Source organism: Streptomyces sp. NPDC048353 (genome assembly GCF_055587165.1).
Map to the genome: position 1 here is coordinate 56,827 of NZ_JBVJGU010000007.1, position 24,785 is coordinate 81,611.

Below are 24,785 nucleotides of genomic sequence, written 5' to 3' on the forward strand. Positions count from 1 at the left end.
CGGGTGTCTACGGAGCGACGGAGGTGTGGTCGGCGAAGCCGCTGGGATCGTGCCGGCCGAAGGAGCCGTGCTCGAAGATGCCGTAGCCGGTGCGCCCTTCCAGGGTGAAGCGCGCCGCGTGGTCGGTGACGCCGTAGGCCGCCAGGGGGTGCGCGGCCGGGTCGGAGAGGTCGTAGACCCGGCGGTCGGTCCAGCACCGGCCCTGCCAGGTGCCGTGCTGCCAGTCGGCGGCCGGCGGGTAGCCCGCGCCGACGGCGAGCGGGGAGGACGCGAGGATCTCGACGCCGACCTCCAGCGGCTTCCCGCCCGGGTCGGCGAGGTGCACGACGGCGCGCTCCGGGTGACGGGTGCCGGGGCGGTACGTGATGTCGGTGCGGGGCCAGCCGAGTTGGGTGTCGCGCCGCCCCTCGCGCACGAGCAGGGCCTCGTTGAGGGTGCGGTAGCCGTCGGCGTCCTCCTGGGTGACGACCATCAGGAAGCGGTCGTCGAAGCGCATCGGCATCCAGAGCCAGTGGAAGCCCTCCGGGCGGAACTCCTCGGCGCGACCCGGGTCTTCGCCGGGCAGGGGACGCACGCCCCAGCTGCGGTCGCGGGTGCCGGTCCACTCCCCCGCGGTGACCGTGAACTCCTCGCCGCCGGCCCGGATCGTGCCGGTGCAGCGGCCGGCCTGGACGAACCGGCGCCCTTCGAGGGTGAGGCGGTCGCCCCGGCGCTGGGTGTGGTGCGGTTCCCAGACGGCGGGGAAGTCGCCGGTCCAGGTGAGGTCGAAGGAGAGCCCGTCGGGGTCGTCCGGGTCGGGGTCGCCGTGCAGCCGGAGGGTCTTCAGCGGCTCGTCGACGGTGATGCGCAGCGGGCCGACGGCGAGGTCGGTCCGGTCCTCGCCCAGCGCGTCCGAGGCGCGCACGGCGTGGAGCCGGTCGCCGGTGCGGAGGGTGGCGTAGGCGTCGATGATCCCGGCGTTGGGGTAGACACCGAGCCCGGCGATGAGCAGGGCGCGCCCGTGGTGGTCGAAGACGTGGAAGATGCACCGGTCGTAGACGTTCCGGTCGCCGCTGACGTGGTGCTTCATCGAGAGCGGCGCCTGGTGCACGGGATACTCGTCGAGCGCGACGGGCCGGTCGTCGGCGTGCCGGTCCGTGGCGTGCGGGTCGGTGGCGTGCCGGTCCTCGGGCATGACTGGCCTCCTGACGGCGAAGAGGAATTGACGGTACGTCAGGTACCGCGGCCGGGACCAGAGCCGTGCGCGCCCGGGCCCGTGCCCGGACCGGCGGGTAGCCCTCGAACTGTCGCGCGCATGGGTCCGGCGGTGTCCCCGGCCCGGCGGGGCGCGTTGGGCCGGTCATGACCACGCTGTACACCGCTCCGAGCGGCTACGGACGACGGCGGCTCGTGGAGCCGCACGTTGAAGAATCGGTTCCCCATCCGGCTCCGCAGTTCACCGATCCGCCCATCTACAAGGCGCTGCTCCACCAGTGGGCCAGCCACGGCCGGACCCTGCCGGGCCGTAACGACCAGGAGTGGAACCGGCTGGCCGCGGCGCCCGTCTGGGTGGACCGCACCGTGCGCACGAGCGGGTTCAGCGGGACTCTGGTCCGACGAGGTGACGGGCGATGACCATGCGCTGGATCTGATTGGTCCCTTCGACGATCTGCAGCATCTTCGCCTCGCGCATGTAGCGCTCCACTGGGAAGTCCGCGGTGTAGCCATAGCCGCCGAGGACCTGGACGGCGTCGGTCGTGACCTCCATCGCCGCGTCCGTGCAGAACAGTTTGGCCATCGCGGCCTGCCGCCCGAAGGGCCGGCCCTCGTCGCGCAGCCGTGCCGCCTCCAGGTACAGCGCCCGGCCCGCCTCGACGCGGGTCGCCATGTCCGCGAGCAGGAAGCGCAGGCCCTGGAAGTCGGCGATCGGCCTGCCGAACTGCCGGCGTTCGCGGGCGTAGGCGACGGCCTCGTCGAGCGCCGCCTGCGCGAGACCCACCGCACAGGCCGCGATCCCGAGACGGCCGGAGTCCAGGGCCGCCAGGGCGATGGCGAACCCCTGACCCTCCTCGCCGATCCGGCGCGCGTCGGAGACCCGCACCCCGTCGAAGTGCAGCTGGGCGGTGGGCGAGCCCTTCATGCCCATCTTCCGCTCGGGCGCGGCCGCGCTCAGCCCCTCGGCGTCGCCCGGCACCAGGAACGCCGTGATCCCCTTGGGCCCCTCGCCGCCGGTACGGGCCATGACCGTGCAGAAGTCGGCAATCCCGCCATGGGTGATCCACGCCTTCGTACCGGTGAGCACCCAGTCGCCGCCGTCCCGGACCGCCTTCGTCCGCAACGAGGCCGCGTCGGAACCGGAGGCCGGTTCCGAGAGGCAGTAGGCGCCGAGGAGTCCGCCTCCGAGCATCGCGGGCAGATGGGCGGCGCGCTGCTCCTTGCCGCCGAAGCCGGCGAGGGCGTGGCAGGAGAGCGTGTGGACGCTGACGCCGAGGCCGACGGTGAGCCGGGCGGCGGCGAGCTCTTCGAGAACCTGGAGATAGACGGCGTAGGGCTGGTCCCCGCCGCCGTCCTCGGAGGCGTACGGGAGTCCGAGGAGCCCGGACGTGGAGAGCAGCGAGAAGAGTTCGCGGGGGAAGCAGCCGGCCGCCTCCTCCTCGGCGGCGCGGGGCGCGATCTCCCGGTCGGCGATGTCGCGGACCAGGGTGAGCAGCTCCCGGGCCTCTTCGGTGGGCAGCCGGCGTTCCACGGTCTGCGGGGCGCGGTCGGGCATAGCGGCGCACTCCTCCCTGTCGGGGGCTGCGGCGGCGCGCGCGAGGGTCGGGCGGCGCGCTGCCGTGGGGCGATCTGCGCCGATGCTCCCCCGTGCGGGTCACGCGACGGGGCGCCCGGCGCCCGTGGCGGAGGGAGTATGCCCATTCGGCGGGCGCCGGTCACACGACCGGGCCGCGTCCGCGCGCCGCGACACCCCCGCCCCGGGTCAGGCGCCCGCGCGCACGCCCGCGCGCGCCGGATCAGGTGCTGTCCCGTGCGGGGCGGAGCACTCGGGGAGGTGCCTTGCCGGGTCGGCCGGCCGCGTCACGAGCGAACAGGCGTCACGAGCGAACAGGCGCCGCGAGCGAACGGGCGCCGCGAGCCGGCCGGCGGTGCGCGCTCAGCTCACATCAGACCGAGCTGGGTGACGAACATGGCGACGACGACGACAAGGGTCCAGCCGAGCACGTGCTCGAGGATCTTCGGGCCGTCGTCCTTGGGGCCGCCGGTGCGGACCCGGGCGGCGGAGTGGGTGGTGGCGGTCATGGCCACCACAGTGCCAGCGAAGGGGAGCCGTGTGTAGAGACGTACCTCACGCCCCCCGGAACCGCGGCCCGCCGCCGCCGGACACCGGCGGCGGCCAAGGCCTTGCGCCACGCGGGCACCGGCGTCCCGGGAGGAGGGGCGGCAGACCTCTCCTGTGCCGCAGACCACGTTCCCGGCCGCACCGGGTCGCCGTGGCCTCAAGCCTGTACCTGGTGAGCGCGTCGCCACGAGCGCGCGGGCGCACGTCCGGCGTGGGGGGTGGGGCGGGGCGGTACGGAGGCGGTGCGCACTCACCACAGGCCGAGCGACCGCAGTGCGCGGTGCTGGGCCCCTGTCGGCCGGGCGGGCCAGTAGACGTAACAGACGCCGCCGGTGGCACTTCTGACCTTGCCGTTCGCGTCGTGGCGCTTGGTGCGGAGCCAGATGTTCTCCCACTCGCGTCGGCGGTAGACGCGGCGCACGGCGGCGTTGTCCGGTGACGCCGGGTCGTTGGCGATCACGTCGCCCTCCGCGGTGAAGCCGACGACGGTCATGAGGTGGCCGGCGGTGCCGTAGCCGGCGCCGGTCAGTTCCTCCTCGCGGAAGGACTGGGAGGTGATCACGGGAATGCCCGCGCGGATCAGGGTCTCCAGGTCGGTGAGCGAGCCCAGCCGGGTCACCACGGCGCTCAGGTCCGGGTAGGTGGCGGCGTAGGCGGCGTTGAAGGGCCAGTTGCCGCAGCCCTCGTACTGGTGGTCGAAGGTGAAGCGAGCGGCGTGGCAGACCTGCGGGTCCGTGTAGGCCGGGTCCACCCAGGCCAGGTCATCGGCCGTCGGCCGCCTGCCCCAGTACTCGACGATCATCTGCGAGGAGGTCGGGCTGCACCAGGCCTCGCCGCCGTTGTCGTACTCCGGGTACCGGCCGGCGTGGATGTTCTGGGAGTAGCGGGGGACGGCCAGCTCGCGGGTGAGACCGGGCACGGAGGCGGGGACGGTGAACCGGTCCGGGACGTCGGACGCCATCGCGCCGACCCGCCACACCGTGGGCGTGAGGTCGGTACCGGGCCTCCGGTGGAGGGTGAGCCTGAGGGCGTACGCGACCACCCGCAGCCCGCTCGCGGCGTCGTCGAGGGAGAAGGTGTCCGTCCAGACGGAGCCCTTGCCATCGGTCTGGTCGTCGACCGAGGTGCGCTTGATGTCGCCGTCCCCGGCGGCCCAGCGGCCCATCACGAACCAGGGCGTGGTTGTCGCGTCGCCGTAGGTGGCCCGCAGTTCGATCTGGATCCAGGTGCCGGGCGGGGTGTCGGCGTTCCAGGAGGCGATCACCTCCGTGGCGGGAACGGCGGAGACGTGCACCGGGGAGGTCCAGCTCGCGTACTCCCAGGTCGAGGTGGATCCGGTGTGCGGATCGGTGTAGTCGGTACGTCCGGCGGGGGCGGCGATCACCAGGCCCGGACGGCGGCCGGCGACCGCCCGGGTACCTGCGGCGGTGCCGCCGCGCCAGTCGGCGTACGAGGTCCAGAAGCGGTTGTCCACCAGGGTGGGCCCGGCGGCGCGGTCCGCGCCCCGGCTCTCCCGGACGAGCGCCCCCGCCGGAGCGGCGGAGGCCACGGCCGTGCCCGCGGCGGCGGCGAGGGCCGCGGCGAGGACGGTTCTGCGCGGGGTGGCGTCGGTCATGGGCGGTGACCCCCAGTCGAGGACGGCGGTGGCGGACGGACGGGCCCACCCGCCCGAGCGGTGCGGGACCACTATCGCGGCTCGCGGAACGCTTCTGCCAGAGATTCGCCCCGCGTCGGCCGACCAACATGGGTCGAGACCGGTGGCGGTGCTCCGACCAGCGGCTGGAGGCCTGCCTTACCGCCGCCGGACGGGCCGGCACCCGGGCCCGCGAGAGCCCGGCAAGATCGGCAAGACACCCCCTAGGGCGTGTTTCGGAAGTAGCGTCGTCCGCCCGCAGGGCGGGGCTGGGGGCGTCTGGTGCGTGCGATCGCAGGCGGAGGGTGGGGGCACCTCCCGCGCCGCCAGGCGCAGGGGGAGAGAGCGCAGCGGGCTGCGCCGACGACCGACAACGCAGCGTGGGGGCACCTCCCGTGCCCGAAGGGCTACGGGGGAGTGCGTGCCAGGCGTCCCCGGCCAGACGGGACTTTCGAAACACGCCCTAGGCTGGTCCCATGGACTCCCTCGACCGCGCGGCCGCCGCGCTGCGCTGGCTGCCGCCGTCCTGCGGGCCGGTCCGGCTGGTCGCGGTCGACGGGCACGCGGGCTCCGGGAAATCGACGTTCGCCGGTCGCCTCGCCGCCCGGCTGGCGGCGCCCGTCCTGCGCCTGGACGACCTCGCCACCCATGAGGAGCTGTTCGCCTGGACGGACCGGATCCGCGAGCAGGTGCTCCTCCCCCTCTCCCGGGGCGAGGTCGCGCGGTACCACCCGTACGACTGGAACCTGCGGGCCTTCGGCCCCCCGCGCGAGCTGCCGCCGGCGCCGGTCGTCCTCGTCGAAGGCGTCGGGGCCGGCCGGCGGGCCCTCCGCCCCGTCCTCGCCGCGCTGCTGTGGATGGACCGGGGCGCCGAGGAGTCCTGGTCCCGGGGACGGCGCCGGGACGGACCGGCCCAGTCCACGTTCTGGGACGGATGGATCGTGGCGGAGACTCGCCATTTCGCCGAGGACCCCTCCCACCCCTTCGCCGACACCCTGATACGCGAGTGTCAGGAGGGGTACGAGTGCCTTCCCGGGCCGTCAGTGACAGCAAACCCGAACCAGATCATCACGCAACGTGAGCAGGCCGAGTCGGCGAACTGAGCAATCGTTCGGCCACGTACTCAAGGGCCTCAACTCGGCTTGACCGAGCGGGCGTACAGGTCTTACGTTTCCCATGTGCGGCTTTTCGGAGCCGCCGCGGACGCGAAGCCCCCGGTTGTTCCCCCGTGATCGGGGGCTTCGTTCTGCCCCGATCGTCCCCTTCCCCGGCCCGCCGCCGACCCCCGCGATCACCGAGGGTCACCGCCGCCGGATCGTGTACTTCTCCTTCGTCGCGCACGCTCTGCGCAGGTACGATGCCCCTCGGTGCGGTCATATCCCGTCCGCGAGAAGGCGGTTCTGTACGGCTTCCGGCGGGCGACCGCCCGCCGGGACGGCAACGGGGGCACGTTTTGTGGGGGACCCGATGGACATCGGCACGCGGGGCGGACAGGCCCCTGCCGAGCTCGCCTGGCTGCGGGGAGTCGACGCCTACACGATGGGCGCCTACCCCCAGGCGGAGGAAGAGTTCCGGACAGCGGTACGCGTCGATCCGGGCATGGCGGACGGCTGGCTCGGGTTACACGCGCTGCGGGTGGACACCACCACCGCGCTGCTGCGGATGTACCGCAACCGCGACCGGTTCGGCGAACAGCGCGCCCGCCACCGCCGGACGCTGAACTCCTGGTACTGGCTGGGCTGGTGGGTCCAGCCCGTCCTGGAGACCCCGCGCGATCTGCTGCTCGCCCACGCCTCGCACTGGCTGGACGGACGCCATGTGCCGGAGCTGGACCGGGCGCTCGCGGGGCTGCCGCCCGTCGACACCGACCCACAGGTCCGCTTCCTGCACGCCTGCCGCTCGTACCTCGTCAAGGACTGGGACCAGCTGGTCCGGCACACCGAGCCGCTGGTGGACGACCCCCTGCTCGGGATCGAGGCGGGGCTCTTCGGCGGGATGGCCCGCGTCCGGCTCGAGATGTTCGGCCAGGCGGAGCCGCTGCTCTCGGCGGCCCTCATGCGCTGCCGCAGCGAGCAGCCCCAGCGCAAGGAACTGCGCTACTGGCTGGCCAGGGCCCACGAGGGCACCGGCCGCAGCGCCGCCGCCCTCCCCCTCTACCGCGCCGTGCACCGCATCGACCCGGCCTTCATGGACACGGCCGCCCGGCTGGCCGCGATCGCGGAGTACGACGGCTTCGACGGGACCGAGGACCCCTCCGGGCTCGCCTCGGTCGCCCTCGGCGGGCTCGGCCAGGACGCGGCGGACGCCGCGCAGACCACCGATCCCGACGGACCGGCCGCCGACGGCCTCCGGCTGGGGACGGAACCCCCGGCCCCCTCCGCCCCGGCCCCGCCCGCCGGACCCGCCGGACCGCCGGAACCCGCGCACGGCAGGCGGCAGAAGACGTCCCTCCCGCCGCAGCCGACGCCCCCACGCTTCCCCGCCAGCCCCACCGACCCCGCCCTGCTCGCCGAAGCGCTCGCGGAGCTGGAGCGCATGGTCGGCATGGAGCCGGTGAAACGCCAGGTCAAAGCGTTGTCGGCGCAGCTGGAGATGGCCCGGCTGCGCGCCGGGCAGGGCCTGCCCGTCCAGCCGCCGAAACGTCACTTTGTCTTCTCGGGCCCCTCGGGCACCGGGAAGACGACGGTCGCCCGGATCCTGGGACGGGTCTTCTACGCACTGGGGCTGCTGGGCGGCGACCATCTGGTGGAGGCTCAGCGGGCGGACCTCGTGGGCGAGTTCCTGGGCCAGACGGCGGTCAAGGCGAACGAACTCATCGACTCGGCGGTGGGCGGGGTCCTCTTCGTCGACGAGGCGTACTCCCTCTCCAACACCGGCTACAGCAAGGGCGACGCGTACGGCGACGAGGCCCTGCAGGTCCTGCTCAAGCGGGCGGAGGACAACCGCGACCACCTGGTGGTGATCCTGGCCGGCTATCCCGAGGGCATGGACCGGCTGCTCGCCACCAATCCCGGACTCTCCTCGCGCTTCACCACCCGGGTCGACTTCCCCTCGTACCGGCCGCTGGAGCTCACCGCGATCGGCGAGGTCCTGGCGGCGTCGAACGGCGACGGCTGGGACGAGGAGGCGCTGGACGAGCTGCGGTCGATCAGCGGGCACGTCGTCGACCAGGGCTGGATCGACGAACTCGGCAACGGCCGGTTCCTGCGCACGCTGTACGAGAAGTCCTGCGCCTACCGCGACCTCCGCCTCGCGGGCTATCCGGGAAACCCGACCCGCGCGGACCTGGCCACGCTCCGGCTGGCCGACCTGATGCAGGCCTACGGCGAGGTCCTGTCGGGCCGCGGCCCGTCGGCCCGGGGCTCCCAGGAGCCACCGGGCTTCTGACGGGGACGGGGGCACCGCCGGCCGGGAAACCTCTCCAGCCGCCCGGCCGGACGGCCCCGCCCCCGTCGGCTCGTCACCCGGTCAGAACCCCCGCCGGGCGCTCCGGACGGCTCTCCGGGCGGGGCTCGGTCAAGCGGGGAGCCGTCGGCTCGGGAGTGCGGTGGGCCGGGTCGCGGACCTCGCCGACCAGCATCTCCAGGACGTCCTCCAGGGCCACCAGGCCCAGGATCCGGCCCGAGCCGTCGGAAACCTGGGCGAGATGGGTGGCCGCCCGGCGCATCACGGTCAGCGCGTCGTCCAGCGGCAGCTCGGCGCGGACCGTCGCCATCGGGCGCCAGACGTGCTGCGGCACCGCCCGCTCGCGCTCCTCCAGGTCGAGGACGTCCTTGACGTGCACGAAGCCCATGTACGTCCCGCGGCCCTCCGCGCACACCGGGAAACGGGAGAAGCCGGTACGGACGGTCAGCTCCTCGATCTCGCGCGGGGTGACCGCGGGGGTGACCGTCACCAGCCCCGCCGGGGCGATGAGGACATCCGTCACCGGGCGGCTGCCCAGTTCGAGGGCGTCCTCCAGGCGCTCCTGCTCGGCCGGTTCGAGGAGTCCGGCCAGACCGGCGTCCTCCACCAGGCGTCCGAGCTGGGCGCTGGTGAAGACGGCCTCCACCTCGTCCTTCGGCTCCACCTTGAAGGCGCGCAGCACCAGCCGGGAGCAGGCGCCCAGCGCGCGGGTCACCGGACGGCAGAGCCGGGCGAAGCCGACCAGGGCGGGCGCGAGCCAGAGCGCCGTCCGTTCGGGGGCCGCCATCGCGAGGTTCTTGGGCACCATCTCGCCGATGACGAGGTGGAGGAAGACGACCGCGGCCAGCGCCAGGACGTACCCCAGCGGATGGATCAGGCCCTCCGGCACCCGCAGGAGGTGGAAGACGGGTTCGAGCAGCCGGGCCACGGTCGGTTCGGCGACCGCGCCGAGCGTCAACGAGCAGACGGTGATGCCGAACTGGGCCGCCGCCATCATCTGGGGCAGGTTCTCCAGGCCGTACAGCACCTGACGGGCCCGCTTGCCGCCGAGCGGCTCGATCTGGCTGCGGCGTACGGAGACGAGAGCGAACTCGGCGCCGACGAAGAAGCCGTTGGCCACCACGAGGAGGACGGCGAACAGCAGGGGGAGCAGGCTCATCGGACCGCCTCCGCGGCGAGCGGCAGCTCCGCGGTGCGCACGATCCGTACGCGCTCGGCCCGATAGCGGTCGACCTGCCGTACGGAGAGCCGCCAGCCGGGCAGCTCCGCACGGTCGCCGGGGGCCGGGATCCGGCCGAGGAGATCGGCGACGAGCCCGGCGACCGTCTCGTACGGTCCGTCGGGCACGTCGAGGCCTATCCGGTGCAGGGTGTGGACCCGGCAGGAGCCGTCGGCGTCCCAGGCGGGCCGGCCGTCCTCGGCGGGGGCGGCGGCCAGCTCGGCCCGCTCGTCGGCGGCGAGGTCGTGCTCGTCGCGGACCTCGCCGACCAGCTCTTCCACGATGTCCTCCAGGGTGACGACGCCGGCGGTGCCGCCGTACTCGTCGACGACGACGGCGATCGGCTGCTCGCGCCGCAGCCGCTCCAGCAGCGTCTGGGCCTGGAGGGTCTCGGGGACGAGCAGCGGCGAGACCGCGATCCGGGCGACGGGGGTGCGCGGCCGGTCGTCCGGGGGGACGCCGAGCGCGTCCTTGAGGTGGACCATGCCGACGATCTCGTCGATCCGTTCGCGGTAGACCGGGAAGCGGGAGAGACCGGTGGCGCGGGTGAGGTTGAGGACGTCCGCCGCGGTGGCGTCGGTCCGGAGGGCGCTCATCTTCACCCGGGGGGTCATGACGTGCTGCGCGGTGAGCCCGCCCAGGGTCAGGGTCCGGACGAAGAGGTCGGCCGTGTCCTGTTCCAGCGCGCCCGCGCGGGCGGAGTGCCGGGCCAGCGAGACCAGCTCGCCGGGGGTGCGCACGGAGTCCAGCTCGTCGGTGGGCTCGACGCCCAGGAGCCGTACCAGCCGGTTGGCGACCCTGTTGAGCAGGGAGATCACCGGGCGGAAGACGGTCGAGAAGAGGTGCTGCGGGCCGGCCACGAACCGGGCCACCTGGAGCGGCCGCGAGACCGCCCAGTTCTTGGGCACCAGCTCGCCGAGCACCATCTGGACGGCGGAGGCGAGCAGCATGCCGATGCCGACGGCGATGCCGGGGACGGCGCCCTCGGGCAGGCCGGTCCAGGTCAGGGGCGCGTCGAGGAGCCGGGCGAGCGCGGGCTCGGCGAGCATGCCGACGACGAGCGAGGTGAGGGTGATGCCGAGCTGGGTGCCGGAGAGCTGGAAGGACAGCTCGCGCAGGGCCTTGACGACCGTGCGGGCGCGTCGGTCGCCGGCGGCCGCGGCCCGTTCGGCGTCGGGGCGTTCGACGGTGACGAGGCCGAACTCGGCCGCCACGAAGAAGCCGTTGGCGAGGATCAGAAGGAATGCCGCGGTGAGCAGCAGAAGCGGGATGATCATGCCGCCGCCTCCGTGGAGGTGGCGGCGCGGGTACTACCGGACGATCCGTCCATTGCTGGAGGGAGTCACTCCTCGGGTCGCAGGGAGGCCTCGCGGCCGCCGGTGGCGGCCGTGCACGTGCGAGGCGGCGGTGCCGCTCGGCACCACCGCCTCCAGAGTAATCACGCCGGCCGGGCGTGGGGCAGGGGGTCTGCCCCCGTTTGGGCGACTCAGGCCGTCTCCGGGCCGGCGCCTCGGGCGTCCGCCAGGGCCCGCAGCGCGCGGGCGTCGCGGATGGCCTGCTGCTTGGCGATGCCGGGTTGGATGCCGAGCGCCGGCATGCTCGTGCCGTCGCTCAGGTCCAGGAAGACCCAGGGGTCGCCGGGCCGCAGATTGACCCGCAGGATCTCGGCCCACGCCAGTCGGCGCGTCCGGGTGATGTTGACGACGGTGACGCCGTTCTCGTCGGCGACGACCTTGGGGCGACTGAGCAGCATGAGGACGCCGAGGAAGAGCGCCGCCGTGAAGACGAAGCTGATCCGCTCCCCCGGGCCGAGCTTCTCCAGCATCAGCGCGACGGCGGTGATCACGGCGAACATCACCGTGCCCACGGTCAGCAGCACCGCGCGGGTGCGGCCCGGCCGGAAGGTGACCGGGAGGGAGGGCGTCGCCGGCTCGGACATCACGCTGTTCCTTCGTACCTGGGTGCGGTGGGGTGCGGTGCCGGGCCGTCAGAGGCGGCAGGCGTGGATGGCCGTCGTCAGGATGGCGCGGGCACCCAGTTCGTACAGGTCGTCCATGATCCGCTGCGCCTCCTTGGCCGGGACCATCGCCCGGACGGCGACCCAGCCCTCGTTGTGCAGCGGGGAGATCGTCGGCGACTCCAGGCCGGGGGTGAGGGCGACGGCCTGCTCCAGGTGCTCGGCGCGGCAGTCGTAGTCCATCATCACGTACGAGCGGGCGACCAGGACGCCCTGGAGACGGCGCAGGAACTGCTGCACCTGCGCGTGGTCCGCGTCGGCGCCGTTGCGCCGGATGACGACGGCCTCGGACTTCAGGATGGGCTCGCCGATGACCTCGAGGCCCGCGTTGCGCAGACTGGTGCCGGTCTCCACGACGTCCGCGATGATCTGGGCGACGCCCAGCTGGATCGCGGTCTCGACGGCGCCGTCGAGGTGGACGACGGAGGCGTCGATGCCCTGGTCGGCGAGGTGCTTGGCGACGATGCCCTCGTACGAGGTCGCGATGGTCATGCCGCCGAAGTCCTCGGGGCCCTTCGCGGTGCCCGGACGGGTGGCGTAACGGAACGTCGAGCGCCCGAAGTTCAGCGGGAGGATCTCCTCCGCGTTGGCTCCGGAGTCCAGCAGCAGGTCGCGGCCGGTGATGCCGATGTCCAGCTTGCCGGAGGCGACGTAGATCGCGATGTCCTTCGGCCGCAGGTAGAAGAACTCGACCTCGTTGTCGGGGTCGATGACGACGAGTTCCTTGGACTCCTTGCGCTGGCGGTAGCCGGCCTCATGGAGCATCTCCGACGCAGGTCCGGAGAGGGAACCCTTGTTGGGAACGGCGATGCGCAGCATGGGAGTGGCTTCCTTTGCCTGGGAGTGTGCCTGGGACTTCGCGGGCGGTGCGGTGTGGTGCGCTCGGGTCCGGTACGGCCGAGGGCCGGCGGATCAGAGGTGGGCGTAGACGTCGTCGAGCGAGATCCCGCGGGCGACCATCATCACCTGGACGTGGTACAGCAGCTGCGAGATCTCCTCGGCGGCGGCTTCCTTGCCCTCGTACTCGGCGGCCATCCAGACCTCGGCGGCCTCCTCGACGACCTTCTTGCCGATGGCATGGACACCCTTGTCCACCAGTTCCGCGGTGCGGGAGGTGGCCGGGTCGCCGTTCTCGGCCTTGAGCTTGAGCTCGGCGAAGAGCTCTTCGAAGGTTTTGTTCGCCATGATGGTCCTAAGAGTACGGGGTGAGGGTCACGCACTCAGCGCCAGGGTTCGCTGACCGTGCGCAGCGTGGTCGCGGTGGCGACGGCGGCGGTGACGGCCTCGTGGCCCTTGTCCTCCTTCGAGCCTTCGAGGCCGGCCCGGTCGAGGGCCTGCTCCTCGTTGTCCACGGTCAGGACGCCGAAGCCGACGGGTACGCCGGTGTCGATCGAGACCTGGGTGAGGCCGTGGGTGACGCCCTGGCACACGTACTCGAAGTGCGGCGTTCCGCCGCGGATGACGACGCCGAGGGCGACGATGGCATCGTAGCCGCGTCCGGCGAGGACCTTCGCCACCACGGGCAGCTCGAAGCTGCCGGGCACGCGGAGCAGGGTCGGCTCGTCGATGCCCAGCTCGTGCAGGGCGCGGAGCGCGCCGTCGACGAGTCCGTCCATGATCTTCTCGTGCCACTGCGCCGCGATGACCGCGACCCGCAGGTCGCCGCAGTTCTTCACGCTGAGGACGGGTGCGCCCTTGCCGCTCATGTCTCTCCTTGCTCGGTACGGGTGACGTGCTGGTGGTTACTGGTTGGCGCAGGTGGAGGCGGGGACGCCGTCCAGCCACGGGAGGTCGTGTCCCATCCGGTCCCGCTTGGTGCGGAGGTAGCGGAGGTTGTGCTCGCCCGCCTGGACCGGCATCGGCTCGCGGCCCTCGACCGTGAGGCCGTAGCGGGTGAGGGCGGAGATCTTCTCGGGGTTGTTGGTCATCAGCCGCAGGCTGTGGACCCCGAGGTCGACGAGGATCTGCGCCCCGGCCGCGTAGTCGCGGGCGTCGGCGGGCAGGCCCAGCTCCAGATTGGCGTCCAGGGTGTCGCGGCCGCGCTCCTGGAGCTCGTACGCGCGCAGCTTGGACAGCAGGCCGATGCCCCGGCCCTCGTGGCCGCGGAGGTAGACGACGACGCCGCGGCCGGCCTCGGTGATCCGGTCCATGGAGGCCTGCAGCTGGGGGCCGCAGTCGCAGCGCAGCGAGTGGAAGATGTCGCCGGTGAGGCATTCGGAGTGGACCCGGACGAGGACGTCCTCGCCCTCGCCGATCTCGCCGTGGACGAGGGCGACGTGCTCGACGCCGTCGACGGTCGAGCGGTAGCCGTACGCGGTGAAGTCGCCGTGCGCGGTGGGGAGCCGGACCTCGGCCTCGCGGCGGACGGTCGGCTCGGCGGAGCGGCGGTAGGCAACGAGGTCCTCGATCGAGATGATCGTGAGGCCGTGCTTGCGGGCGAACGGGACGAGCTCGGGCAGGCGCAGCATCACGCCGTCCTCGCCGGCGATCTCGACGATGGCTCCGGCCGGGCGCAGGCCCGCGAGCCGGGCGAGGTCGACGGCCGCCTCGGTGTGGCCGTTGCGGACGAGGACGCCGCCGTCCCGGGCGCGCAGCGGGAAGATGTGGCCGGGGCGGACGAAGTCGGAGGGCTCGTACGTCCCGGTGGCCAGCATGCGCAGGGTGGTGGCGCGGTCGGCGGCGGAGATGCCGGTGGTGACGCCGTGGGCGGGGGACGCGTCGACGGAGACGGTGAAGGCCGTGCGCATCGACTCGGTGTTGTGCTCGACCATCTGCGGGAGCTGGAGGCGCTCCAGTTCGTCGTCCTCCATGGGGGCGCAGATGAGGCCGCGGCACTCGCTCATCATGAAGGCGACGATCTCGGGGGTGGCCTTCTCTGCGGCGATGACGAGGTCGCCCTCGTTCTCGCGGTCCTCGTCGTCGACGACGACGACGGGCCGGCCGACGGCGATGTCGCGGATGGCCTGCTCGACGGGGTCGAGGGAGAGGTCGGTGGCGTCCCAGGGCGGAAGGGCGCTGACGGGGTGGCTCATGCGTGTGCTCCTTCCAGAGCCGAGGGAGCGGTGCGCGTCCGGAGCCACCAGTCGCGCATGCCCCAGATGACGAGGGCGAAGTAGATCACGTAGACCAGGCCGGAGAAGGCGAGGCCGCTGTTGAAGGCGAGGGGGACGCCGACCAGGTCGACGAGGAGCCAGGCGAACCAGAACTCGACCAGGCCGCGGGCCTGGGCGACCATCGCGACGAGCGTGCCGACGAAGATGTACGCGTCGGCCCAGGGGCTCCAGGAGAGCGACGGGTAGAGGGTGAAGAGGCCGCCGACCGCGAGGGTGCCGGCCACGGCGCCGCCGAGGAGCAGGCCGCGCTCCTTCCAGGTGGCGAAGCGGACGGCGATGGAGCCGTCCTGGGCCTGCTGCCGGCCGCGGTTCCACTGCCACCAGCCCCAGGCGGCGACGCCGATGACCAGGAGCTGCTTGCCGACGCCGCCGCTGAGGTGGGCGGAGGCGTAGGCGCCGACCAGGATGACGCCGGAGAGGAGCTGCGCGGGCCAGGTGAGGATGGAGCGTCGCCAGCCGAGCGCGAGGGCGATCAGGCCGATCGTGTTGCCGATCATGTCGGACCACATGATGTGCTGACCGAAGGCGGTGAAGGCCTCGGAGTTGAGCCAGCTCACGTCAGGTTCTCCTTGGCTTCGGTGCCGAGCAGCCGCTCGACGTACTTGGCGATGACGTCGACCTCGAGGTTCACGGGGGCGCCGCTCTGCTTGATGCCGAGCGTGGTGAGGGCGAGGGTGGTGGGGATGAGGCTGATGGTGAACCAGTCGTCCCCGACCTCGACGACGGTGAGGCTGACGCCGTCGACCGTGATGGAGCCCTTCTCGACGACGTAGCGGGCGAGGTGGGCGGGCAGGCCGACCTTGACGATCTCCCAGTGCTCGGACGGGGTGCGCTCGAGCACGGTGCCGGTGCCGTCGACGTGTCCCTGGACGATGTGTCCGCCGAGGCGGTCGCCGACGGCCATGGGGCGCTCCAGGTTGACCCGGGAGCCGACGTCGAGGGCTCCGAGCGAGGAGCGCTTGAGCGTCTCCGCCATCACGTCGGCGGTGAACTCCCCGTCGCCGAACTCGACGACCGTGAGACAGACACCGTTGACGGCGATGGAGTCGCCGTGCTTGGCGCCTTCCGTGACCAGGGGGCCGCGCAGTCGGAAGCGGGAGGCGTCCTCCAGCTGCTCGACGGCGGTGACCTCGCCCAGTTCTTCGACGATTCCGGTGAACACGGTCAGGCTCCCTTGAGGGTGGCGGTGATACGGAGGTCGGGGCCGATGCGGACGGTCTCGGTGACATCGAGCCGCAACGCGTCGGAGATGGTGGTGATTCCGGCGTCGGCGAGGGCCTGGGGCCCGGCGCCGAGGAGGACCGGGGCGAGGTAGCCGACGACCTGGTCGACGGCTCCCGCGGCGACGAAGGCGCCCGCGAGGGTGGGGCCGCCTTCGAGGAGGACGGAGCGGACGCCCTGCTGGTGGAGCATGGCGAGGAGTTCCGGGATGACGAGGCCGCCGCCGGGGGCGCGGGGCAGCCACCAGGTCTCGGGGAAGTGGAGGGTCTCCTCCGGGAGGAGGTCCTCGGCCACGGCGATCACGGTGCGGGCCGCATCGTCGAGGACCCGGGCGCCGGGCTTCACGGCGTCGGCGTGGGTGTCGACGACGAGCCGCAGCGGCTGGACGGCGCCCTCGATGCCGCGTACGGCCAGATGGGGGTCGTCGGCGCGGGCGGTGCCGGAACCGACGACGACGGCGTCGGACTCGGCGCGCAGCCGGTGGACGTCGGCGCGGGACTCGGCGGAGGTGATCCAGCGGGAGCTGCCGTCGGCGGCGGCGATCCGGCCGTCGAGGGTGGCGGCGTACTTCCACCGGACGAAGGGGCGGCCGCGGCGTACGGAGGTGAGCCAGGCGAGGTTGCCCGCCTCGGCCTCGTCCGCGAGGAGGCCTTCGACGACCTCGACGCCGGCCGCTCGGAGGGTGTCCGCGCCACCCGTGGCCTGCGGGTTCGGGTCGCCGACGGCGTACACGACCCGGCTGATCCCGGCCTCGACGAGGGCCTGGGCGCAGGGGCCGGTGCGGCCGGTGTGGTTGCAGGGTTCGAGGGTGACGTAGGCGGTGCCGCCGCGGGCGAGGACGCCGGCGTGGAGCAGGGCGTGGATCTCGGCATGCGGGCCGCCGGCGCGCTGGTGGAAGCCCTCGCCCACCTGGTGGCCGGAGGCGTCGAGGATGACGCAGCCAACGACCGGGTTGGGGCTGGTGGAGCCGAGTCCGCGGGCGGCGAGCTCGACGGCTCGGCGCATGGCGTTCACATCGGCTGGCGTGGCCACCGGGTCCTCCTGCCTCTTCGGGCACGGACTCCGGGGCCTGTCGATGTCGACAGAGAGCGGGAACAACGCCACACGGGGGGACACCGAGGCCGAATACACCGGTCGCCCGGCACGCCGGCGGACCGGCTGCGGCGACCAGCGGAAAACGGCCGGCGCGCCCGTGAAGGGGTCGCCCGCCGCGCACTGCCTCCCATCCGGACTTTCACCGTCGGTCCAGGAATCTCACCTGGTCAACCGGCCGCTGGCTGCGGACGGGTCGCGGACTATACCGCCGGTTCGGAATTACACCGACCCCGGAGTGCGCTGCTGCTGATACAGGGCCAGTGTGCCACGGCCGCTCGTCGGCCATGCGGGTGATGCCCTGTGGGCTGGCTCACAAGGCGCGTGTTCTCCCCACTTCGGCACCACTTTGGTCCAGACCTATTGACGCACTGGTCTAGTCCTCTTAATCTCCGTGTCACCTCCGAGGTACCGCCCGCCGGTGTGCGCACTCCACGGGCCCAACACGACCCACCCCTTTGTTCGTTGTGTTCTCCCACCTCCCAGGAGGAACCGATCGTGCTGTCCCCCGCGAAGACGAGAGCCTCGCTGCTCGCATCCGGCGCGGCCGTCGCCGGACTGCTGATCAGCTCGCTCTCCGGCGGCGTCTCGTACGCCGCCGACAACGAGTCCTGTCGGCCGGACGGGCTGTACAAGACGCCCGGCGTCGACGTCCCGTACTGCTCGGTCTACGACACCGAGGGTCGCGAGAAGATGGGCGCGGACCACCAGCGCCGGGTCATCGGCTACTTCACCGGCTGGCGCACCGGCAAGAACGGCGAGCCCGCCTATCTCGCCGACGACATCCCGTGGGACAAGATCACCCACATCAACTACGCCTTCGGGCACATCGGTTCCGACAACAAGCTGTCGGTGGGCACGGACGGGCCTGACAACGCCGCCACCGGGATGACCTGGCCCGGTGTCGCCGGCGCCGAGATGGACCCGGGCTTCGCCTACAAGGGCCACTTCAACCTGCTGAACAAGTTCAAGAAGCAGCACCCGGACGTCAAGACGCTGATCTCGGTCGGCGGCTGGGCCGAGACCGGCGGCTACTTCGCCGACAACGGAAGCCGGGTGAACTCCGGCGGCTTCTACTCGATGGCCACCAACGCCGACGGTTCGGTCAACCAGGCCGGGATCGACACGTTCGCGGACTCGGCCGTCGCCTTCATCAAGAAGTACGGCTTCAACGGCGTCGACATCGACTACGAGTACCCGACGACGATGAAGGACGCGGGCAACCCGCTCGACTGGCAGATCTCCAACGCCCGCCGGGCGGGTCTGGTCAAGGGCTACGACGCGCTGATGAAGTCGCTGCGCGAGAGGCTCGACCGGGCCGGCGCCGCCGACGGCAAGCACTACCTGCTCACCGTCGCCGCGCCCTCCTCGGGCTACCTGCTGCGCGGCATGGAGACGTACCAGAGCCAGAAGTACCTGGACTACGTCAACATCATGTCCTACGACCTGCACGGCGCCTGGAACGAGTACGTCGGCCCCAACGCCTCGCTCTTCGACGACGCCAAGGACGCCGAGCTGGCCGCCGCCAACGTCTACGGCTCCTCGCAGTACGGCGGCATCGGCTACCTCAACACCGACTGGGCGTACCACTACTTCCGCGGCTCCATGCCGGCCGGCCGGATCAACATCGGCCTGCCCTACTACACCCGCGGCCACAAGAACGTGCAGGGCGGCACGGACGGCCTGTGGGGCAAGGCGGCGGCCACCACCTGCCCGGCCGGGTCGGGCCTGACCAAGTGCGGCGACGGCGCCTCCGGCATCGACAACCTCTGGCACGACAAGGACACCAACGGTGTCGAGTCGCCCGCCGGCTCCAACCCGATGTGGCACGCCAAGAACCTCGAGAAGGGGATCGTCGGCGACTACGTCACCCGGTACGGCTTCCCGGCGAACACCACCCTGACCGGCACCTACGCCCGCAAGTACGACGCGACCCTGGTCGCGCCGTGGCTGTGGAACGCGCAGAAGAAGGTCTTCCTCTCCACCGAGGACGAGCAGTCGGTGGCGGCCAAGGCCGACTACGTCGTCGACCGGGGCATCGGCGGCACGATGATCTGGGAGATGGCGGGCGACTACGACTGGAACGCCGCCAAGGGCCAGTACGAGATGGGTGACACCCTCACCTCGCTGATGTACGACAAGTTCAAGGCGGCCACCCCGTACGGCGCCAAGAAGTCGAACGCCGCGCTGCCGACGAAGGCCGTGAACGTGGGCGTGGAGTTCACCGAGTTCAAGCTGGGCGACTCCAACTACCCGATCACCCCGAAGATCAAGATCACCAACAACACGGCCACCGCGCTGCCGGGCGGCACGGAGTTCCGGTTCGACTACGCGACGGCCGCGCCGGGCAACGCCTCGGACCAGTCGGGCTTCGGTACGAAGGTGATCAGCAGCGACCACACCGGCGGCAATGTCGGCGGCCTGAAGGGCGACTTCCACCGGGTGTCGCTGAAGCTCCCGGCCTGGCAGTCGCTCGCACCGGGCGCGACCGTGGACCTGGCGTTCAACTACTACCTCCCGGTCTCCACGCCCTCGAACTGGACGGTGAACATCAGCGGCACGACGTACGCGCTCGCCGGTGACCTGGCGCGCGGGACGACGGTGGTGGAGCCCGGGACGACCACCCCGCCCACGACCCCGCCCACCACCCCGCCGACGACTCCCCCGACCACGCCGCCGACCACGCCGCCGGGTGGCAGCTGCACGGCTCCGGCGTACGTGGCCGGCACGGTCTACAACTCCGGCAACGAGGTCGCGCACAAGGGCCGCACGTGGAAGGCCCAGTGGTGGACCCAGAACGAGGAGCCGGGCACGACCGGCCAGTGGGGCGTCTGGAAGGACCTCGGCGCCTGCTGAACCCGCTGACGGCCCCCGGACGGCCGGACAGCAGGACGGTCTGAAGGCCGTCCGGCAGGACGGGGACGACCTCCCCCCTCGAAACGCCCGGCGGCGGAATTCACGGCCCTTGCCGTCGCCGGGTCCTCCCCGGCCTTCGCCGCGGTCCGCGTGTGCGGGTCGCGGCGAAGGCGTTCACGCTGGAGGCATGACCACGATCCTGGTGACGGGCGGCACGGGCACCCTCGGCCGCCCGGTGTGCGACCGGCTGCGCGCCGACGGCCACGAGGTCCGCGTCCTGAGCCGCCACTCCCCTCCCTTCGCCGTCGACCTGCGCAGGGGCGGCCCGCTGCTGGACCGGGCGGTCCGGGGCGTGGACGCGATCGTCCACTGCACGAACATCACCCGCGGCGACGAGGAGGCGGCCGATCACCTGATCGAGGCGGCGCAGCGGGCGGGCGTCCCGCACGTGCTCTACATCTCGATCGTCGGCGTCGACCGGGTCCCGCTGGGCTACTACCGCACCAAGTACGCCGTGGAGCGGCGGCTCCAGCAGTCCGGGGTCGGCTGGACGATCCTGCGGACGACACAGTTCCACGACCTGATCCTGCGCCTCCTCCAGGGCCTGGCCAAACCGCCGGTCATGCTGCTCCCGAAGGGCGTACGGGACCAGCCCCTGGAGGTCACCGAGGCCGCGGCCCGTCTCGCGGAACTCGCGACGGGCGACCCTGCCGGGCGCGTGGCGGACATGGGCGGGCCCGAGGTGCTCACCTTCCCCGAGCTGGCCGAGGCGTACCTGCGGGCGAGCGGGCGCCGGCGGCGGATCGTCGAGGTGCCCCTGCCGGGGCGGACGTACCGGGGACTGCGGCTCGGAGGACACCTGGCCCCGGAGTCGGCGGTGGGGCGGGTGACCTTCGAGGAGTTCCTGGCGGCTCGGTTCGACGACGGGAGCGGCGCTCCCGCTCGTCCTTCGGAATAGTCCGCTCTGCACCACTTGGGCACGTCTCACGCATTTTGCGGAGTGTTCGGGCGAATCAGCCGCGTCCTTCCCGCCATAGTGCGGACATGACACCCACCCCCGCCTCCACCCGCACGCGCCCGCGCCCGCGTGCGCGTGCACGGGCCCGCCGCGCTCTGCTCTGCGCCGCTCTCCTCGCCGCCACCGTCCAGGCCCCGGCCACCACGACCGCGTTCGCGGAGGGGCCCGGCCATCACGGCGACCGCGACTGCGTACGGACCGAGCGTCCCCTCGACGCGCAGGCCCGCAAGGTCCTGGACATCACCCGCAAGGCTAAGAAGGACCTCAAGCTGAACTCGGTGGAGCTGAAGGTCACCATCGACGGGCGCGAGGTCCTCACCGACGCGCTCGGCGAGTCCATGACCGGGGTCCCGGCCCAGCCGGACATGCACTTCCGCGCCGGCTCCGTGGTCTTCGCCCACATCGCCACGGCCCTCCTCCAGCTGGTCGAGGAGGGGAAGGTCTCGCTCGACGACACCGTGGAGCGCTGGCTGCCCGACGTGCCCAAGGCCGAGCGGATCACCCTGCGGATGCTGGCCTCCAACACCACGGGACTCCACGACTACGTGACGGACCCGGCGTTCGGGGCCGAGCTGACCGCCCACCCCTTCCGCCAGTGGACCCCGGACGAGCTGCTGGCGTTCCCGTACAGCCACTCGTTCTGGTACGAGCCCGGCACCAACTGGAGCTACTCCCACGCCAACTACCTGCTCCTGACCCAGGCGCTGGAGAAGATCACCGGCACCCGGATCGACGAGTTCCTGCAGGAACGGATCTGGGGCCCTCTCGGGCTCCGCGACACGCAGAACAACTTCACGCCGGACATCCCGAGTCCGGTCCTGCACGCCTTCACCTCCGATCGCGGGCTCTACGAGGAGTCCACCTTCTGGAACCCGTCGTGGACCACCGCGCCCGGCGCGGTCATCACCACCGACATCTGTGACCTGGCCCGTTCCGCGCGGGCCATCGGCAGCGGCGAACTCCTCTCGCCCCGCTCGTACCGCACCTTCCTCGACCCGGGCACGGTCGGCCTGGGCGGCGCGACCGCCACCTGTCCCGCCACGATCTGTCTGAGGCAGACCGAGGCCGCGCACTTCGGCCTGGGCATCATCGTGGTCGACAGCTGGCTGGTGCAGAACCCGTCGTTCTCCGGCTATGCGGCGATCCAGGCGTATCTCCCCTCCGACCGCCTCGCCATCGCGGTGTCCACGACCAAGACCGCGAACACGCCCGAGGGCAACACGGCCGAGGAGGTCGCCGAGCGCATCGCCGCCGAACTCGCCCCGGACACCCCACTGACGATCAGCTGAACCCCTAGCCGTGCCGCCCGTGGTCGCCGTGGTCCGGCGGGCCGAAGAGCTCGTCCTGCGCGGCGTCGCGGGCGGCCAGGAGGGCGCCCCGGAGGACCGCCGCGTCGCCGAGTTCGGTGGCGCGGACCTCGGTGCGCAGGGGCGAGAGGGCGGCGAGCCGGGCCTCGACGCGGGCGGCAAGCTCCCGGCCGCCGCGGTGGCCGGTCTCGCCGCCGAGGACGAGGCAGCCGGGGTCCAGGACCGAGACGACGGCGGCCGCGCCCACGGCGAGGCGGTCGGCGAGCGCGTCGAGGAAGGGGCCGTCCCCCGAGGCGAGGGCGGTGCGGCGGTCGAGGCCGTGCCGGACGGCCAGGGCGTCGATAGCCGCCACGCAGGCCAGCTCGTGGAAGCCGCCCGCGCAGTCGTGCGCCGAGGGCAGCCCGCCGGTGCCGGGGACCGGCAGGAATCCGATCTCCCCGGCGCCGCCTGAGGCGCCCCGGCGCAGCCGCCCGTCCAGGACGACGGCCGCGCCGACGCCCTGGCCCAGCCAGAGCATCACGAAGGTGTCGCAGTCCTGGGCGGCCCCCACCCGCTGCTCGGCGACAGCCGCCAGATTGGTCTCGTTCTCGACCAGCACGGTCGCCGGCAGGCGCTGCTGGAGGGCTGGCACGAGCCGCCGGTGCCAGGCGGGCAGCCCTGAGGAGTCGTTCAGCTCGCCCGTGGCCGGGTCGATGAGGCCGGGCGCGCCGATGCCGACGCTGTGCAGGGCCGCCACCCCCGCCTCCTTCGCCGTGCGTTCGAGGAGGGCGACAGCCTGCTCGACGGCGGGTTCGGTGGCCGTGCCGTCCCCGACGGGCAGGGTCGCCTCGGCGAGCGTGGTGCCCAGGAGGTCGGCGACCACCACGGAGACGGAGCGGGTGCGCACGTCGAGGGCGGCGAGGTGGGCGCGGTCGGCGACGATCCCGTACAGCTTGGCGTTGGGGCCGCGCCGCTCGGCGCCGGACTCCCCCACGATCCGGACGAGCCCGGAGCCCTGGAGCCGCTCGACGAGGTCGGCGACGGTGGGCCGGGACAGCCCGGTCAGCGTCTTGAGCTGACTCGCCGTCAGCGACCCCTCGTCCTGGAGCAGTCGCAGGGCGAGCCGGTCGTTGATGGCCCGGGCGGTGCTCGGAGATGCGGGCATGCTCGGGATCCTCTCAGACTTCCGGCGGTCATACTATTTATCAGGCAGGGTTCCTGATAGTTTACGGCGGCATCATGGCCAAGGACAGCGACAGCTTCGGGGAGGGCCCCATGGCGGGCGAGACCGTCTTCAGTACCCAGCGGCTCCGGCGGGCCCGGTTCGCCGTCGCCGCCGTCTTCTGCGTCCACGGCGCGGTCACCGGCAGTTTCGCCACCCGCATCCCGTGGATCCAGGACCACGCCGACGTGAGCGCGGGGCAGCTCGGCCTCGCCCTCGCCTTCCCCGCCATCGGCGCCTCGCTCGCGATGCCGCTGGCGGGCGCGATCAGCCACCGCTTCGGCGCCCGCACGGCGCTGCGCGGCCTGCTCACGCTGTGGACGCTCGCCCTGATCCTGCCGTCCCTCGCCCCGAGCATCTACGGCCTCTGCGCGGCCCTCTTCGTCTACGGCGCCACGGCCGGAATGTCCGACGTGGCGATGAACGCCCTCGGGGTCGAGGTGGAGAACCGCCTCGGCAAGTCGATCATGTCCAGCCTGCACGGGATGTGGAGCGTGGGCGCGCTCATCGGCTCCGCCGCCGGCACCGTCGCCGCCCATCTGGGCGCGGACGCCCGGCTCCACCATCTGATCGCCGCCCTGGTCCTGACGGCCCTGGGCATCGTCTTCTGCCAGGGCGTGCTCGACCTGCAGAGCGCTCCGGACGAGGAGCCCCCGCCGCGCTTCTCGCTGCCGCCGAAGTCGGCCCTGGTGATCGGCGCGATCGGCTTCTGCGGAGTCTTCGCCGAGGGCGCCAGCCTGGACTGGTCGGCGGTCTATCTGAAGGACGAGCTGGGCTCCTCCGCCGGGGTCGCGGCCGCCTCCACCACCGCCTTCGCCCTGACCATGGCCATCGCCCGGCTGGTCGGCGACCGGGTGGTGGACCGTTTCGGGGCGGTACGGACGGTACGAGTCGGGGGCGTCGCCGCCACCCTCGGCGGGGTGCTCGTCGTCCTCGCCCCGCACGCCGCCCTCGCCATGGCCGGCTTCGGTCTGATCGGCCTCGGTGTGGCGGTCGTCGTGCCGCTCGCCTTCGCTGCGGCCGGCCGCAGCGGGCCCAACCCGAGCCAGGCCATCGCGGGCGTCGCCACCATCACGTACACCTCGGGACTGATCGCCCCCTCGGCGATCGGCGGCATCGCCGACGCGACCTCGCTCACCTTCTCCTTCGGCCTGGTCACGCTGCTGGCCTTCGGTCTGGTGCTGGGCGCCGGGGTGCTGCGTCCGGGGGCCCGGACGTCGGCGCCGGCCGCGAGCGGCAGCGCCCGGGAGAGCTCGGGCAAGGCCTCCTGAGAGCGGCTCCCGCCCCTTGTGACCTGCGGCGCACCAGGGGGCGGGCCCGCCAGGGCCGGCCGGGCACCACCTACGATGTGGCTGATCTTCGGCGGCCGCGACGGGCCGCCCCCACC

General features: G+C 72.5%; 22 protein-coding genes and 1 riboswitch. Of the genes, 7 read left to right on the forward strand and 15 right to left on the reverse strand.

What is annotated here, in order from left to right; genetic code table 11:
* Positions 1–7 precede the first annotated feature (7 nt).
* Positions 8–1,174 carry an Rv3169 family protein gene (locus ACZ6RC_RS24380; protein WP_469586883.1) on the reverse strand — a complete coding sequence of 389 codons (1,167 nt, stop codon included), beginning with the start codon at positions 1,172–1,174 and terminating at the stop codon, positions 8–10.
* A gap of 167 nt (positions 1,175–1,341) precedes the next feature.
* On the opposite strand from ACZ6RC_RS24380, the gene ACZ6RC_RS24385 reads away from it, so the two are divergent.
* The gene (locus ACZ6RC_RS24385) at positions 1,342–1,614 is read left to right on the forward strand and encodes a hypothetical protein (RefSeq protein WP_469586886.1); all 273 of its coding nucleotides are present in this window, start codon (positions 1,342–1,344) and stop codon (positions 1,612–1,614) included.
* On the opposite strand, the gene ACZ6RC_RS24390 is transcribed toward ACZ6RC_RS24385, so the two are convergent.
* From ACZ6RC_RS24390 to ACZ6RC_RS24400, 3 genes are all read right to left on the reverse strand, one after another.
* Complete coding sequence (locus tag ACZ6RC_RS24390) at positions 1,577–2,749, reverse strand: acyl-CoA dehydrogenase family protein (protein WP_469586889.1); 1,173 nt, start codon at positions 2,747–2,749, stop codon at positions 1,577–1,579. The two genes, ACZ6RC_RS24385 and ACZ6RC_RS24390, sit on opposite strands and share 38 nt — an antisense overlap.
* A 386-nt stretch (positions 2,750–3,135) precedes the next feature.
* Positions 3,136–3,276 carry an SCO1431 family membrane protein gene (locus tag ACZ6RC_RS24395; RefSeq protein WP_391145192.1) on the reverse strand — a complete coding sequence of 47 codons (141 nt, stop codon included), beginning with the start codon at positions 3,274–3,276 and terminating at the stop codon, positions 3,136–3,138.
* Positions 3,277–3,566: 290 nt separating this feature from the next.
* On the reverse strand, positions 3,567–4,931 hold the full coding sequence (locus ACZ6RC_RS24400; protein ID WP_469586895.1) for a C39 family peptidase: 1,365 nt from the start codon (positions 4,929–4,931) through the stop codon (positions 3,567–3,569).
* 494 nt (positions 4,932–5,425) lie between these two features.
* Here ACZ6RC_RS24400 and ACZ6RC_RS24405 point away from each other — a divergent pair, with 494 nt between their 5' ends.
* Both ACZ6RC_RS24405 and ACZ6RC_RS24410 read left to right on the forward strand, forming a co-directional pair.
* A complete protein-coding gene (locus tag ACZ6RC_RS24405; protein ID WP_469586898.1) occupies positions 5,426–6,052 on the forward strand; it encodes a uridine kinase family protein in 627 nt (208 codons plus the stop codon).
* Positions 6,053–6,416: 364 nt separating this feature from the next.
* Positions 6,417–8,336, forward strand: a complete 1,920-nt coding sequence (locus ACZ6RC_RS24410; RefSeq protein WP_469586901.1) for an AAA family ATPase — start codon at positions 6,417–6,419, stop codon at positions 8,334–8,336.
* Between the two features lie 73 nt (positions 8,337–8,409).
* Here ACZ6RC_RS24410 and ACZ6RC_RS24415 read toward each other — a convergent pair whose 3' ends face one another.
* The 10 genes from ACZ6RC_RS24415 to ribD all read right to left on the reverse strand — a co-directional run bounded on the left by ACZ6RC_RS24415 (position 8,410) and on the right by ribD (position 16,956).
* The gene (locus ACZ6RC_RS24415; RefSeq protein WP_469586904.1) at positions 8,410–9,513 is read right to left on the reverse strand and encodes a hemolysin family protein; all 1,104 of its coding nucleotides are present in this window, start codon (positions 9,511–9,513) and stop codon (positions 8,410–8,412) included.
* Positions 9,510–10,850: a hemolysin family protein gene (locus ACZ6RC_RS24420; protein WP_469586907.1), complete on the reverse strand. Its 1,341-nt coding sequence runs from the start codon at positions 10,848–10,850 to the stop codon at positions 9,510–9,512. Before ACZ6RC_RS24420 ends, ACZ6RC_RS24415 begins: the two co-directional genes overlap by 4 nt.
* A 209-nt stretch (positions 10,851–11,059) precedes the next feature.
* Positions 11,060–11,512, reverse strand: coding sequence for a PH domain-containing protein (locus ACZ6RC_RS24425; RefSeq protein WP_453618055.1), 453 nt, complete (start codon positions 11,510–11,512; stop codon positions 11,060–11,062).
* Between the two features lie 48 nt (positions 11,513–11,560).
* Positions 11,561–12,409, reverse strand: coding sequence for an ATP phosphoribosyltransferase (hisG, locus tag ACZ6RC_RS24430; protein ID WP_391145175.1), 849 nt, complete (start codon positions 12,407–12,409; stop codon positions 11,561–11,563).
* Positions 12,410–12,502: 93 nt separating this feature from the next.
* The gene (locus ACZ6RC_RS24435) at positions 12,503–12,775 is read right to left on the reverse strand and encodes a phosphoribosyl-ATP diphosphatase (RefSeq protein WP_053643769.1); all 273 of its coding nucleotides are present in this window, start codon (positions 12,773–12,775) and stop codon (positions 12,503–12,505) included.
* Between the two features lie 35 nt (positions 12,776–12,810).
* Complete coding sequence (ribH, locus tag ACZ6RC_RS24440; protein ID WP_469586913.1) at positions 12,811–13,296, reverse strand: 6,7-dimethyl-8-ribityllumazine synthase; 486 nt, start codon at positions 13,294–13,296, stop codon at positions 12,811–12,813.
* Positions 13,297–13,332: 36 nt separating this feature from the next.
* A complete protein-coding gene (locus ACZ6RC_RS24445) occupies positions 13,333–14,622 on the reverse strand; it encodes a bifunctional 3,4-dihydroxy-2-butanone-4-phosphate synthase/GTP cyclohydrolase II (protein ID WP_469586916.1) in 1,290 nt (429 codons plus the stop codon).
* Positions 14,619–15,212 (reverse strand): nicotinamide mononucleotide transporter family protein, encoded by a 594-nt coding sequence (locus ACZ6RC_RS24450; protein ID WP_391145360.1) that lies wholly within the window; start codon positions 15,210–15,212, stop codon positions 14,619–14,621. Before ACZ6RC_RS24450 ends, ACZ6RC_RS24445 begins: the two co-directional genes overlap by 4 nt.
* Before the next feature lie 44 nt (positions 15,213–15,256).
* Positions 15,257–15,865, reverse strand: coding sequence for a riboflavin synthase (locus ACZ6RC_RS24455; RefSeq protein ID WP_391145166.1), 609 nt, complete (start codon positions 15,863–15,865; stop codon positions 15,257–15,259).
* A gap of 2 nt (positions 15,866–15,867) precedes the next feature.
* On the reverse strand, positions 15,868–16,956 hold the full coding sequence (gene ribD / locus ACZ6RC_RS24460; protein WP_469586919.1) for a bifunctional diaminohydroxyphosphoribosylaminopyrimidine deaminase/5-amino-6-(5-phosphoribosylamino)uracil reductase RibD: 1,089 nt from the start codon (positions 16,954–16,956) through the stop codon (positions 15,868–15,870).
* A 176-nt stretch (positions 16,957–17,132) separates the two neighbouring features.
* Positions 17,133–17,262: riboswitch (FMN riboswitch) on the reverse strand.
* A gap of 252 nt (positions 17,263–17,514) precedes the next feature.
* Between ribD and ACZ6RC_RS24465 the strand changes: the two genes are divergently transcribed.
* The 3 genes from ACZ6RC_RS24465 (at position 17,515) to ACZ6RC_RS24475 (ending at position 22,179) form a co-directional block, all read left to right on the forward strand.
* On the forward strand, positions 17,515–19,872 hold the full coding sequence (locus ACZ6RC_RS24465) for a chitinase C-terminal domain-containing protein (RefSeq protein ID WP_469586922.1): 2,358 nt from the start codon (positions 17,515–17,517) through the stop codon (positions 19,870–19,872).
* Between the two features lie 187 nt (positions 19,873–20,059).
* Positions 20,060–20,830: an SDR family oxidoreductase gene (locus ACZ6RC_RS24470; RefSeq protein ID WP_469586924.1), complete on the forward strand. Its 771-nt coding sequence runs from the start codon at positions 20,060–20,062 to the stop codon at positions 20,828–20,830.
* Between the two features lie 86 nt (positions 20,831–20,916).
* A complete protein-coding gene (locus ACZ6RC_RS24475; RefSeq protein ID WP_469586928.1) occupies positions 20,917–22,179 on the forward strand; it encodes a serine hydrolase domain-containing protein in 1,263 nt (420 codons plus the stop codon).
* A 4-nt stretch (positions 22,180–22,183) separates the two neighbouring features.
* Here ACZ6RC_RS24475 and ACZ6RC_RS24480 read toward each other — a convergent pair whose 3' ends face one another.
* Complete coding sequence (locus ACZ6RC_RS24480) at positions 22,184–23,341, reverse strand: ROK family transcriptional regulator (RefSeq protein ID WP_469586930.1); 1,158 nt, start codon at positions 23,339–23,341, stop codon at positions 22,184–22,186.
* A gap of 110 nt (positions 23,342–23,451) precedes the next feature.
* On the opposite strand from ACZ6RC_RS24480, the gene ACZ6RC_RS24485 reads away from it, so the two are divergent.
* The gene (locus ACZ6RC_RS24485; RefSeq protein WP_391145358.1) at positions 23,452–24,669 is read left to right on the forward strand and encodes an MFS transporter; all 1,218 of its coding nucleotides are present in this window, start codon (positions 23,452–23,454) and stop codon (positions 24,667–24,669) included.
* The last annotated feature ends 116 nt before the right edge of the window (positions 24,670–24,785 follow it).